Origin of the sequence: Paenibacillus sp. FSL L8-0158 (assembly GCF_038592965.1) — a bacterium.
Classification (GTDB): Bacteria; Bacillota; Bacilli; order Paenibacillales; family Paenibacillaceae; genus Paenibacillus; species Paenibacillus polymyxa_D.
In genome coordinates, this window is sequence record NZ_CP151949.1 from 3053998 (window position 1) to 3066596 (window position 12599).

A 12599-nucleotide genomic window follows, 5' to 3' on the forward strand; every position below is an offset into this window, starting at 1 on the left:
TTACTAAAAGAACGTGGTCTTGTGGTTCCTACTGGCAAACAGTCAAAACACATGATCATATACAAGATACAAAATGATTCCTTAAGGCTTGAGCATGCTGATCATTCCTACTCCTATCATCAGTATTGTAATTCCCGCAAGTATACCTATCCATTCCTTTGGACTCTTCTTTTCCTTAAATATTAAAATGCTGCCAACACAGGCAATGGCAATGCTCGCTTGAGAGATCGGAAAACTAGCCGCCACGCCGATCAAGCCGTTGGAAATAAATAGTGCTAGATTCGCAAGGCTCCAAACCAATCCTGTAGACAAATTGCGAACCACCAGAGAGAATCGTAGCCGCTTTTTGCCTTTCAGATTCATGACCACGGCTGAGCATAGCATACCGAGCGATTGCGGCAGAATGACGGATAGCCCCGATATATGAAAGAACTGATTAATCACGACATAACTGCTTAACGCTAACCCCGAGCAAACCAACATTATGATAATTGGTACCGGCAAAGGCTTGGACAAGCCAGCAGACTTGCCCCGATAGCTGGTTAACAGAACTCCTGCCAATATACACAGAAGAGAACCAACGCCTATCGCATATTGGTACCCTGTTATCCATTCACCCAAAATAAGTGCGGCAAATAGCGTCGTCCCTATCAACTGCAGACCACAAATCACAGGAATGGCGATCGATACGCTTACTTTTTGAAAAGCTTGAAACTGGAGCAATTGTCCAGCGGCCCATAAAATACCAGATATAAAACTTACCACAAAATGAATCGGTGTTAATGAGGTAGGATGAATGATATACAAGCACAGGGCAAACAGCATAGCACCAATAACGGTACCTGTCAGCTGTTCTCGGGGACTGGCATTTGTTATATGTGCCAAAATCGGCATAATTCCCCAGCCAATGGCTGGAATAAAAGCAATAATGAAATCCACGCGCGGAATTCTCCTCCCGTAAAAAGTACTCTTCCTACAATCGTTAAAAATGCCATGCAGGAAAAATCTACAGTTTTACGATAGCAAAAAAAACCGCTTCTAAATACAAATATTTTTATAGATCAATATAGCAAAATCAAAGAAATTGTTTTCTATACGCGCTGGGTGATATGCTCATTACATTTTTAAAAGCTCGCGAAAAGGTCAACTGATCGGTATAGCCGACCGAATTGGATATGACCTGGATCGAATAGTCCGTATGCTGCAGCAATTCACACGCTTTTCTAATCCTGAGGACAATCAGATATTGTTTAGGCGTTTCACCAGTCTCTAGTTTGAAAACGGAGGTCAGATAATTCGGATGTAGACCAAGGTACTCCGCTACTTCACTAATCTGGATGCCACTGATGTAGTTTTTCTCAATAAAGTTTATCGCTTGCACCGAATAAGGAAGCTGTTCCTTTATCGACATCGTTTCGCCCAAGTCGTGTACAAGTTTGGCAAGAATATGGAATAAATACCCCTGTATAGCCAGCGATGAAGAAAGCGTGTTATCTCCGATCCGCAACATCTCAAGAATCGTGGAGTGAAAGAACGTAATATCTTCGATATCAATTATATAAGGGTTCTGGTGTGGACGTGATATGTTCTGCAGGTAGATGTCGGATTTAATGCCCATAAAGCCGACCCAACTGTACTCCCAAGGCTCGGCTTCATCCGCCTGGTAATAAGCTACCCTATTGGCCGGAATTAAAAAAGCCTGCCCTTCTCCTATATCGTAATTTTTGTTGTCAATCACCAGCCTACCTCGTCCTTTTAGCACAAAATGAACCAGATTAAAATCGCGGGCGATGGGTCCAAAATCCTGATTGGATAAGCAGAGCTCTGTGCCACAGTTATACAAAATCAAATCTGATATATTTTTATGCTCTGAACTGGTATACGTATCAACATATTGAATCATATTCTGGCCCATTGGCATCCTCCTCACTTTCCCAAATAAAGAACCTATGCTTGTTAATTTATCAGTATAGCATAAGTTAAGGATGACAAATGTCCAGAAAAAGTTTGGCCCTAAACTATATTTTTTATAAGGTTCTTTGTTTTTCCTATATTCGACTTAAAAAAAGTCATGTATTTTCTATCACTATTTTTGTTATGCTGACTTAATAATAACGCTTTCAAGTGGTTAGACATATTTTGAAAGGGGCTATGTACATGGCTAGTCTACAAGTTAACCAAAAGGAACGGACATTTCACTTAACGAACAAATACTGCAGTTATCTTTTCCGTGTCATGGAGAACGGGCAACTGGAGCATTTATATTACGGCAAAAAAATAGAGTACCTGGGTCAATATGACCGCTTTATCGAGCGAAGCTATCGTCCCGTGTCTGTCGGTGAGTTTGATAGTGACTTGGTGACATCGTTGGAAAGTATTAAGCAGGAATTTCCTTCTGCGGGAAGTGGAGACTTTCGAGAGCCAGCAATTGAGATCATACAGGAGGACGGATCTCATATAATGGAGTTCATTTATGACCATTACGAGGTAGTCACTAGAAAACCTAAAATCCCCCATCTTCCAGCTACATTTTGTAATGAAGCACATGAATCAGAGACACTCCTCATCACGCTGACCGATTCTCTTACAGGAGCGGTGGCCGTGCTTGCTTATACCATCTTCAGTGAACTGCCCGTGATCACGAGATCTGTATCCATAACGAATTCCGGGAATGATCCCCTGAGAGTCAACCGTCTAATGAGCCTGAGTCTTGATCTCCCTGAAGCCGAATATGAAATTATTCATTTATCAGGGGCTTGGGGCAGGGAACGTCATGTGGAGCGTACACCATTGAGACCTGGGATACAGTCGATTGGGAGCACACGAGGAATTAGTAGTCATGTTCACAATCCATTTCTGGTGCTTGCCAAACCCGGATCACAGGAACACCAAGGAGAAGTATATGCGGTTAATCTCGTTTACAGCGGGAACTTTCTTGCCCAGGCGGAAGTGGACAGCTATTCAACTACCCGATTGATGATCGGCATTCATCCTGACAAATTCTGCTGGACCCTGAAGCCAGGAGAATGTTTTTATTCGCCTGAAGCAGTTCTGGTCTATTCTGATAGCGGTTTAAATGGCATGAGTCAAGCATACCATAGCCTGTACAATAAACACTTAATTCGCAGCAGTTGGACCGAGCGGGAACGACCTGTATTGATCAATAACTGGGAGGGGACCTATTTTGATTTTACCGAGAAGAAAATAGTTGATATGGCAAAAAAATCAAGTGAACTGGGGATTGAACTCTTTGTCTTGGATGACGGATGGTTTGGTCGAAGAAACAATGATACCTCATCCCTCGGCGACTGGTTTGAAAATCCTGAAAAGCTACCGAACGGAATCTCAAATTTGGCAAAGAAGATCAATGAGCTCGGGATGAAATTCGGTCTTTGGTTTGAGCCAGAAATGGTTAACTCCGACTCTCATATTATGAGGGAGCATCCAGACTGGGTTGTGGGAACACCCGGCCGCCAACGCAAGCATGGACGGCATCAATATGTTCTTGATTATTCCCAACCACCTGTTGTGGATTACCTGTTTAAGTTAATGGATGACGTGCTCTCTTCTGCTCGGATCGAATACGTAAAATGGGATATGAATCGCTGTATTTCAGAAGCCTATTCGTTATCTCTGGGCAAGGAAAGACAGGGCGAATTTTTTCACCGCTATGTCCTAGGTGTATATGCTTTATATGAGAAGCTGATTACCGAACACCCTGAGATTTTGTTTGAGTCCTGTGCTTCCGGTGGGGGACGGTTTGATCCAGGGATGCTTTATTATGCTCCACAAACATGGACAAGCGACGATAGTGAGGCTATTGAACGTCTGAAGATTCAGTATGGCACTTCCATGGCCTATCCGCTTAGCAGCATGGGTGCTCATGTATCAACCATCCCGAACCACCAAGTAGGCAGAACCGCACCGCTGCAAACCAGATCTAATGCCGCCTACTTTGGTGTATTCGGTTATGAACTTGATCCATTAGCTTTGTCCGAAGAAGAGTGCAATGTAATCAAAGAACAAATACAAGTGTATAAACGTCACCGACGATTAATTACACAGGGAACCTTTTACCGTCTGTTAAGTCCCTTTGAAAAAAATGAGACTGCCTGGATGGTCATTGATGCAGAACGTGAGCATGCTCTCGTCGGTTGGTACCAGGCACTCTCGCGACCGAATGAAGCTTATTTACGGCTAAAGCTAGTCGGGCTGGATGAAAAGGCAGTATATTTTGTGGAAGAGCTGGGCCAACGTTTTACTGGCAGCGAGTTAATGAGCATTGGACTTGTACTCACCCCGCCTCATAAGGCGGGACAGAATTTTAATATTGCGAAGAAATATGATTTCTCATCTCAATTATTTACTTTAACAAAAGAGATTTCCTCATGATTGGATTATGACTTGAAGAATGATATCAAAGGCCCGTTCTTCTCTCCAGTTCCTCTGTATATCTGGCGCCCATCAAAGTGATCTGCGAGACTGCGCTGTTAATATCGCGCACATCTTCGGATGTGAGTTCAATGTCCGCAAGTCGCCATGATTGAATGTCGTATTTGCGTTAAAACTCCCCGTCAGGTCCCCCTTGCCCAAGGGATTGAACGGCACGAAGCCAATTTCGAGCTCTTCTAGGGCAAGGAGGAGTTCCTCTTCGGGACGTCTCCACCACAGGGAACACTCACTTTGAATTGCAGTGAGTGGCTGAACCGCGTGTGCACGACGAATGGTCTTCACTCCTGCTTCAGACAATCCCCAATGCTTCACCTTTCCTTCCCGGATCAGATCTTGCACAGCTCCCGCTACCTCTTCGATCGGCACATCTGGATCAACACGATGCTGGTAAGCAAAGGCGCCCCTTACTTCCGCACTCAGTTTCTTGAATTTATGATTGATGAACTTTGAAAATAGGTCGACATGAATGAAGCAAGAAATCGGGAACTAAACCAAGAAGTGGTTGTTCGTTATGCAGCGTCCGCTGTGGTGGGAATTACGGATCAGAAGCAACTCAGTAATTGAGCTGCTTCTTTATTTGTCAGGACCAAATACAAGATTGGCGGATTGCTTGGCTTTCTCAATGACATTCATGACCCTCTCGCTGTGTTCAAGCATTTCTGAGACTTTCCCCAAATCTTTTTCCTCGATGATACGGTCAAACTCAACGAATTCATCATACATTCGATGGGGATGATCTTTCTGATCCACCCGAATTGGCGTTTCCTTATTTGCAGTGTAATCAAAGCAGTCGCATATATTTGCTGAACTTGCCATGTGTATATAACCCTTATTGCCTTGAACGTTCACTGCATTGGGTGCCGTACTGTCTTTTGAACCTATGCAGACACACTTGAAATCACCGTAATCAAGCAGAAGCATACCTGAAGTATCAATTCCACGCTCCATGTTCGCCCAATACTCCACTTTCTTCGGGCTCCCGAAGAATCCAACAACCAAATGAATATTATATAAATTAATATCCATCAAGGCTCCACCAGACATTTCCGGATTAAACGCAGGCTGGATTATTCCCGCTTTGAAAGCTTCATACCGAGATGAGTATTGAGAATAGTTGCATTCAACTATTTTGATCTCACCAAGCTTAGGTAGATACTCCTTCATTGACAAATAATTTTTCAAATATTGATTCGTTATGGCTTCCACCAATACCAGTTTTCTTTGCTGAGCAATTTCTTTTAGCTCTAGAAATTCTTGCAAAGTGGAAGTAAACGGCTTCTCGCAAATGACATGTTTACCACTCAATAATGCTTCTTTGGCATATGAATAATGAAGATGATTAGGCAGCCCGATATAAACTGTATCCACATCACGACTCATCAGCATCTCGCTGTAATCCGAATAAATCTGAGATATTCCATATTTACTTTGCAAATCCAGTAATTTCTCCTTGTGGCTAGGTCTAGAACAAATGCCCTTTAGTAAAATGGTCGGGATTTCCTGAATAAAGCTTAATAGATCCCCTACGATCATCCCTGCTCCGACAATTCCTAACTTCATTTTAGCTGCACTCCTCTATACCTTTTTCAAGTATTTCCATACACATTATCGTTTCTTCGTCTTTAATCACTTTTTCTTTACCAATTACGATCGACTGATAAATATCGTCATACACTCGGGCATAGTCTCCCTTTTCAGAAATGACTTTTTCTTCATGATACTCGCCCTTATCATCCAGATATGTTAAGATGCCGTAATGCTCGGGCAGGTCGATGCCGAAATCGGAGTGTCCCTTAGGCAGATAGTATAATTTCAGATGCTCCTCCTGACGATCCTTTGTCTGCTTTATAAAAACGCCTTTTTTGCCGTAAACTACAAAACTCGGCCGCTCTTTTAAACGAAAAAAGCTGGATTTGATGGATACCTTGAGTGAAGAATAATAAAAATCCAGATCAAAATAATCATTCATTCTTCCAGAACCGAGCAATTGGCGCACGTCGTAATGGATCGTGTCAGGCTTCCCAAAATAGGAAAGAACTTGGTCAATGGTATGAGCGCCATGTCCATATAAGTAACTGTTATATTTGGAAAAATGAGAGGTGGAGTTGGGGGTCTCAGGGCGATAATAATCGAAATGCATTTCCACCTCCAACAAATCACCGAGTTTCCCTGATTCAATAACCTTCTTTGTAGTGAGAAAATCCGAATCGTAACGTCTGTTTTGATAGCATTGAATAATCAGATTTTTCTCTTTGGCATATTGGAAGATGGACACAGTTTCTTCTTTCGTTAACATAAAGGGTTTCTCAACAAGTACATTTTTTCCGTGGTCGAGTGCCATCTTCGCATAAGTGTAGTGGGATTCTACAGGTGTACAGATAACAATCAACTGAATTTCCTTATCGTTCATTAGAGATTCAAGATTATCTGTATACTGCACACCAGGGATTTTCTCCCACTCCCTTTTATCTGGATTACGGGCGTAGATCGTCTTTACGTTCAAATGATCTCTGGTCAATGAAAAAGGAAGATGATACCGATTGGTGCTTTTGCCATTCCCAATATAACCGATGTTAAGCATATTAATTCCCCCTAGGCTCTTTTTCATTTATTATAGAAGAAGAACGTTGATCGTAAAGGATTTGCCGCCAAAATGGTACAATCAACCGAATATTTTTAAAAATGTTTGTTTATTTTCGAACAAAATGTTTATTTTATATCCTTTATCAAACGTCATTTCAATTGAACCGGAGTGAACCTGTTGAAAATACTGATGCAATTATCCGAAATGCAAAACTTTACACCAAACGAAAAAAGCATTGCATCCTATATTTTGCTTCAAAAGGAAAGTATCCTGCACTTAAATATTCAGGAGCTTGCAAAGGCAACATATACTTCGCATTCCGCGATTAATCGATTAACACATAAACTTGGACTATCCGGCTTCAAAGAGTTCATAATCAAACTTGCTCGGGAGTTTCAACAGAATACCCAGAACATTTCCAATGTAGACCCCAACTATCCGTTTGGTTTTGATGAATCCCCACTTCAAGTGGCGAAAGAAATTGCAGAATTAATGAAGGAAACGATTGAAAAAAACTTTACATTCATGGATGATGATTTATTGTCGCAAACAGCCCTATTGCTGGATCAAGCGAAAAGGATCTTTATATATGCGTTAGGAGATTCACAAATACGTGCAAAAAGTTTCCAAAATAAATTAGTGAAAATTAACAAGTATGTGGTTATAGCTACGGAGCTGTCTGAGTGGGCGTACCATACGGCTAATCTTACGCCACAGGATTGCGCTGTTTTTTTAACTTACCACGGAAAATCGCCAATTTTTTTAAAAGCAGCAAGGCATTTTACACATGAAAATATTCCATTTATCACAATTACAGCAACCAATCAAAATGAATTGGCCAAACTCAGTAATATCTGTATCCAGGTGCCTAATGACGAAGTAAAACATGCCAAGATTGGTACATTTTCGTCGCAAATTGCCTTTGACTATGTATTAAATGTGATTTACTCCTGTATCTATAAAATCGACTACTTGAAAAACATGCAAATCCTAACACAATCGTTGAAGAATTCGCATCTCAATGACATGATGAATGACGTATAGAAGGATCAGCTTCTCTCTAACTTCAAAATAAGCAGCAACTTATAAGTATATATGGTTGTTTTTCGGCAAATAAGGTCTAGTTAGTATCATGCTAACTAGACCTTTGTTTTTTTATTGCTTCAAGCCCATCAGTACAGCCGACAGCAAGCTTGGAAAGCGTTCATTTAAATCGTCGTAACGGATAGAAATAAAGCGTTGGGTTCCCTCTATTCTCGTATGAATGACCCCTGATTCCCGAAGAACCTTGAAATGATGAGACAAGGTTGACTTTGGGGCTGAAATATCTAGCGAGCTACAGGATTGCTCCCCGTTTTCGTCTAAAATCTGGATGATATTAAGCCGAATGGGGTCACTTAAAGCATATAAAACTGTAGGTAGAGTAATTTCTATTACGTTAGGATGATACAGCGTTCTCAAGATCCGTTCACCTGCCTAACAAAGAATTATAGTTGCATTATAGCATATTGGAATGCTATATTTCTATTATTCGAAAATATTCGAACAATAGAACAAATGGAGGGTTTCGTTTTGAATAAAATTATCATCTTGTTTTTCTTGATCATGTTTTTCATTGGTACGGATACGTTCATTGTATCCCCTCTTTTACCTATTCTTCGTGAAAGCTTCGGCATTTCTATTGAACAATCGGGCTGGATCGTTTCAGCCTATGCTTTAGGGTATGCTCTGTTTGCCTTAATTGCAGGACCGTTGTCAGATGCATGGAATCGAAAAAAAGTACTACTGTTCGGCTTGCTTGGTTTCGGTATCTTCACTCTACTTTGCGGCTTTGCCGTTGATTTTTGGACCATGTTTGCTTTTCGCTTATTAGCTGGCATTAGTGCCGCTTTTGCCTCACCTCAAGTTTGGGCTGCCATTCCTCAGTTGGTTCAACCACATAAAGTGTTAAAAGCCATGGGAGTTGCCACCGCTGGATTAGCTTTTTCCCAAATGCTAGGCGTTCCCATTGGCAGCTATCTCGCTACCGCCGGGTGGCAAACACCCTTTATGGTAATTGGTTGCTGCACCTTTTTGATCGTTATTTGGACTGCTGTTCTCTTGCCCGCCTTGCCTCCTTCTATACAGAAGCAAAAGGCTCCCTCGATTAGGAACAGATATCGTTCATTGCTGCAGGGGTCAACACCTAAGGTCGCTTTTCTGGCCTACTTCCTGTTCCAACTCGGAAATTTTGCTGCCTTCTCTTTTATTGGCACATGGCTGTCCGACAAATTCAGCCTCAATGTTGCAAATATTGGTACGGTGATATTATTCCTTGGTTTAGGAAATACGATTAGCAGCTTATTTGGGAGTAGACTAGTTAACAAAGTGGGGCCTAAGCACTCTTTGATCTATGGCGTAGTTTTCATCGGCCTGCTTTATTTGCTTCTGCCCTATTTACCTAGTGTGACCTATGTCGAAATTACATATTTTCTGATCTTCCTTATCCTTGGAATGATTTTTCCGCTTATGATGAGTATGCTCCAAACCTTGTCTGCCACAGCACGCGGAACAGTTTCATCACTTGCCAATTCTTCTATGTATTTTGGAACGATGGTTGGCTCTTTCACAGCAGGAATGCTATACGCGCACATCGGTGGTTTTATTTCCGTTAGCCTGTTTTCTGTGATTTGTTTTGGTGTGTCACTAATCTTGTTCCTACGTAGCGGGGTTTTACTAGGTCTAAGACTAAAATAGAAACGAGTAACCTTAATAATCGACATAGGCTCTATCTTTGGCCCAGGAAAAGAAAAGCCGCCAGTATGGCGGCTTCTTATGCTATCTAATGTTGTCTACCTTGAAGAATCAATTTTCATCTATTGCTTTTCGAATATCATAATCATTGATATCGATATCCAAGGCCATTCCAAGTGCCAACTTTGCCAACTGATTTCCAATAAAGGGGCCCATGGTCAACCCGGATGCCCCAAGCCCATTTGCCGCTATAAGGCCATTCCAGCCAGGAACAGCTCCGATCACCGGTAGAAAACCGGGTGTAAAAGGACGGAAACCAACTCTTACCTCCTGAAAAGTGCTGTTTGCTAAGTCAGGAGCCAATTCTAAACCTTTGTTCAGAATTTCCTGCATCCCACCTGCTGTTACTCTTGTATCGTAGCCTTCGATTTCATTTTCGTGAGTTGCCCCTATTACGATCTTTTGTTTGTCAAAAGCCAGCAGATATTGATCAGAAGGCGGCATGATTACAGGCCAGGTGCCTGTGTCTTGCCTATTAGGAACCTGCAAATGCATAATTTGTGCTTTTTGATAACTAACCTTAAAATGAATGCCCAAAGGCAGCATTAGTTGATTGGACCATGCACCTGCACAAACAATGACTTCGTCAGATGAGAAGCTGTTTGCACCGACCGCCACTCCGGTTACATGGTCGGAATCGTATTGAAGCACAGCATCCCCATGGATAAGGGTTGCCCCATTTCTTTGTGCTGATCGGATCAACGCATCACGCAGCGCACGACCATCTATACGAGCGGCACCGCTAATATGAACAGAATGATAACCTTCTACTAACAAAGGAAATTGTTCATGGGTTTCCTTTTCATTTAGTCGGGTAATCTCACCGATTTCTGGTGCATCCGCTTGTCGTAAGTGTGCTCGCTCCTGCATTTTTTTGATTTTCTCCAAATCATCATGAATACTGAGAGCTCCAACTTGAGCATAGCCAGTTTCTGTTTCCCCCTCGCTTTTGAGTTCTTCAATCAATCCGGGGTAAAAACGTGCGCCCGCTTTGGCTAGCTGATACCAAGCCTGATTGCGTCGCTGTGATAACCAGGGACAAATAATGCCAGCAGCTGCATCAGTCGCCTGTCCTTTATCTTTGCGGTCTACAAGAATGACATCAGCGCCCAATTTTGCTAACTGGTATGCTGTCGATGCCCCCAGAATTCCTGCTCCGATTACGATAACCTTCTTCATGAATACATCCCTTTCCTAAATCACTGTATCCATTATAGCGAATACTGTAGTAATGCATAAAGTTTGAAACATTAATATTTCAATCCTTATAAAGTTCTTAGAATTGATCTGTAAAGTAGTTGTCAGAACGAATGAAAAGGATGAACTGATATGGATAACATTATTTTACAGACTAAAAATCTCTGCAAAACCTTTAGACGGCAACAGGCGGTGAACAACGTCACACTGTCTATTCAGGAGAATTCCGTCTATGGACTACTTGGCCCAAATGGGGCTGGAAAATCAACCACCTTAAAAATGTTAACTGGTATGCTACGTCCGACAGGCGGTGAGATTTTATTTCAAGGAAAACCCTGGTCTCGAAAAGATCTCGCTCAGATCGGCGCACTGATCGAATCTCCTCCACTCTATGAGAATTTGACAGCTAGAGAGAATCTAAAGGTTCGTACAACCTTGCTCGGACTACCTGATTCACGAATTGATGAAGTACTGAACATTGTTGATTTGACTCATACGGGGAAAAAACGCTCTGGCCAGTTCTCGATGGGCATGAAACAGCGGCTGGGCATTGCTATTGCGCTCCTCAACCATCCCAAACTACTAATTTTAGATGAGCCAACCAACGGACTTGACCCCATTGGCATTCAGGAGCAACGCGAGCTGATTCGCTCCTTCCCGAAGCAAGGAATTACCGTAATTCTTTCCAGTCATATCCTATCTGAAGTCGAACAAATCGTTGACCATGTCGGCATCATCGCCGGTGGCATATTAGCTTACCAAGAGGCGGTTACACCAGGACAAGACTTGGAATCGTTGTTCATGCAGATTGCACAGGAATACCGAAAGAGAGGTGAGTAGGATGCAGCAATATATAGCCGCCGAACATCTAAAATTAAAGCGTACCTTCACGAAAAAATTGGTCTGGCTTGCCCCCATCGTTACCCTTCTTCTGTGTACCGTGCTCATGGGAGGACATATGCTCCAAAGCGCCAGCTACAATTGGTGGTATTTCATGCTACTGCCAGGTGCCCTTACCTTAATGTGCTCAGGAGTGATTCAAAAGGACGGCAAGAAGCTAAAATACCGTGCTGTCCTCGGCATGTCTGTAGATTTGGCTCGGGTATGGTACGGTAAAATCGGGATTTGCGTAAGGCTCTTAATGGTTTCCTCTATTATCCTATTTATAGGGATAACTCTTGGCGGATTTGTATTCTCAACTTCCGTGACACTAGCAGGAAGCGTCGCTGCAACTCTGATACTCTTCATCACCTTTTTGTGGCAAGTTCCACTTTGCCTGTTCCTAACGGACCGAATAGGCATGTTTGCCACCCTAATCATCAACATGGTGGGCAACGCAGCCTGTACCATTTTGTTCGCTACGTCTTCTGTATGGTGGGCGGTACCCTATGCTATTCCAGCGAGATTGATGTGCGCCGTCATTCAAGTGCTGCCTAATGGGCTTGCCGTTCCTTCAGGAGATCCACTTTTGGATAGAGGCGTAATTGTGCCCGGCCTGTTGATCACAGTATGTCTATTCATGATTCTGTCAGTGCTGACGGCCATTTCTTTCCGCAAACGGGAGGCTAAGTAA

The 12599-nt window shown here is 42.5% G+C and carries 11 protein-coding genes and 1 pseudogene; 5 read left to right on the plus strand and 7 right to left on the minus strand.

Annotation, left to right across the window (positions count from 1 at the left end):
• Positions 1-81 precede the first annotated feature (81 nt).
• On the minus strand, positions 82-939 hold the full coding sequence (locus tag NSQ68_RS13135; RefSeq protein ID WP_307345140.1) for a GRP family sugar transporter: 858 nt from the start codon (positions 937-939) through the stop codon (positions 82-84).
• Positions 940-1075: 136 nt separating this feature from the next.
• The gene (locus NSQ68_RS13140) at positions 1076-1915 is read right to left on the minus strand and encodes an AraC family transcriptional regulator (protein WP_307345143.1); all 840 of its coding nucleotides are present in this window, start codon (positions 1913-1915) and stop codon (positions 1076-1078) included.
• Between the two features lie 242 nt (positions 1916-2157).
• Here NSQ68_RS13140 and NSQ68_RS13145 point away from each other — a divergent pair, with 242 nt between their 5' ends.
• Positions 2158-4392, plus strand: coding sequence for an alpha-galactosidase (locus NSQ68_RS13145; protein ID WP_307345147.1), 2235 nt, complete (start codon positions 2158-2160; stop codon positions 4390-4392).
• Between the two features lie 25 nt (positions 4393-4417).
• Here the strand turns inward: NSQ68_RS13145 and NSQ68_RS13150 are convergent.
• The 3 genes and pseudogenes from NSQ68_RS13150 to NSQ68_RS13160 all read right to left on the minus strand — a co-directional run.
• Positions 4418-4842, minus strand: a pseudogene (locus tag NSQ68_RS13150) (aldo/keto reductase); the annotation flags it as partial.
• A gap of 183 nt (positions 4843-5025) precedes the next feature.
• Entirely contained in the window at positions 5026-6012 is a 987-nt protein-coding gene (locus NSQ68_RS13155; protein WP_342426189.1) for a Gfo/Idh/MocA family oxidoreductase, read from the minus strand.
• Between the two features lies 1 nt (position 6013).
• The gene (locus tag NSQ68_RS13160; RefSeq protein WP_342426190.1) at positions 6014-7033 is read right to left on the minus strand and encodes a Gfo/Idh/MocA family oxidoreductase; all 1020 of its coding nucleotides are present in this window, start codon (positions 7031-7033) and stop codon (positions 6014-6016) included.
• Positions 7034-7213: 180 nt separating this feature from the next.
• Here NSQ68_RS13160 and NSQ68_RS13165 point away from each other — a divergent pair, with 180 nt between their 5' ends.
• Positions 7214-8080: a MurR/RpiR family transcriptional regulator gene (locus NSQ68_RS13165; RefSeq protein WP_307345161.1), complete on the plus strand. Its 867-nt coding sequence runs from the start codon at positions 7214-7216 to the stop codon at positions 8078-8080.
• 111 nt (positions 8081-8191) lie between these two features.
• Here NSQ68_RS13165 and NSQ68_RS13170 read toward each other — a convergent pair whose 3' ends face one another.
• On the minus strand, positions 8192-8497 hold the full coding sequence (locus NSQ68_RS13170) for a helix-turn-helix domain-containing protein (protein WP_029515163.1): 306 nt from the start codon (positions 8495-8497) through the stop codon (positions 8192-8194).
• Between the two features lie 111 nt (positions 8498-8608).
• Between NSQ68_RS13170 and NSQ68_RS13175 the strand changes: the two genes are divergently transcribed.
• On the plus strand, positions 8609-9772 hold the full coding sequence (locus tag NSQ68_RS13175; protein WP_307345169.1) for an MFS transporter: 1164 nt from the start codon (positions 8609-8611) through the stop codon (positions 9770-9772).
• A gap of 108 nt (positions 9773-9880) precedes the next feature.
• Here the strand turns inward: NSQ68_RS13175 and NSQ68_RS13180 are convergent, their stop codons facing one another.
• On the minus strand, positions 9881-11008 hold the full coding sequence (locus tag NSQ68_RS13180; RefSeq protein ID WP_307345171.1) for an FAD-binding oxidoreductase: 1128 nt from the start codon (positions 11006-11008) through the stop codon (positions 9881-9883).
• A 150-nt stretch (positions 11009-11158) separates the two neighbouring features.
• Here NSQ68_RS13180 and NSQ68_RS13185 point away from each other — a divergent pair, with 150 nt between their 5' ends.
• Both NSQ68_RS13185 and NSQ68_RS13190 read left to right on the plus strand, forming a co-directional pair.
• Positions 11159-11866: a lantibiotic protection ABC transporter ATP-binding protein gene (locus tag NSQ68_RS13185; protein ID WP_307345174.1), complete on the plus strand. Its 708-nt coding sequence runs from the start codon at positions 11159-11161 to the stop codon at positions 11864-11866.
• A gap of 1 nt (position 11867) precedes the next feature.
• The gene (locus NSQ68_RS13190; protein ID WP_342426191.1) at positions 11868-12599 is read left to right on the plus strand and encodes a lantibiotic immunity ABC transporter MutE/EpiE family permease subunit; all 732 of its coding nucleotides are present in this window, start codon (positions 11868-11870) and stop codon (positions 12597-12599) included.

Coding starts and splice junctions, on each gene's coding strand:
- NSQ68_RS13140 (WP_307345143.1), bottom strand. CDS start 1,915: ATGGGCCAGAATATGATTCAATATGTTGATACGTATACCAGTTCAGAG.
- NSQ68_RS13160 (WP_342426190.1), bottom strand. CDS start 7,033: ATGCTTAACATCGGTTATATTGGGAATGGCAAAAGCACCAATCGGTAT.
- NSQ68_RS13190 (WP_342426191.1), top strand. CDS start 11,868: ATGCAGCAATATATAGCCGCCGAACATCTAAAATTAAAGCGTACCTTC.
- NSQ68_RS13145 (WP_307345147.1), top strand. CDS start 2,158: ATGGCTAGTCTACAAGTTAACCAAAAGGAACGGACATTTCACTTAACG.
- NSQ68_RS13155 (WP_342426189.1), bottom strand. CDS start 6,012: ATGAAGTTAGGAATTGTCGGAGCAGGGATGATCGTAGGGGATCTATTA.
- NSQ68_RS13185 (WP_307345174.1), top strand. CDS start 11,159: ATGGATAACATTATTTTACAGACTAAAAATCTCTGCAAAACCTTTAGA.
- NSQ68_RS13180 (WP_307345171.1), bottom strand. CDS start 11,008: ATGAAGAAGGTTATCGTAATCGGAGCAGGAATTCTGGGGGCATCGACA.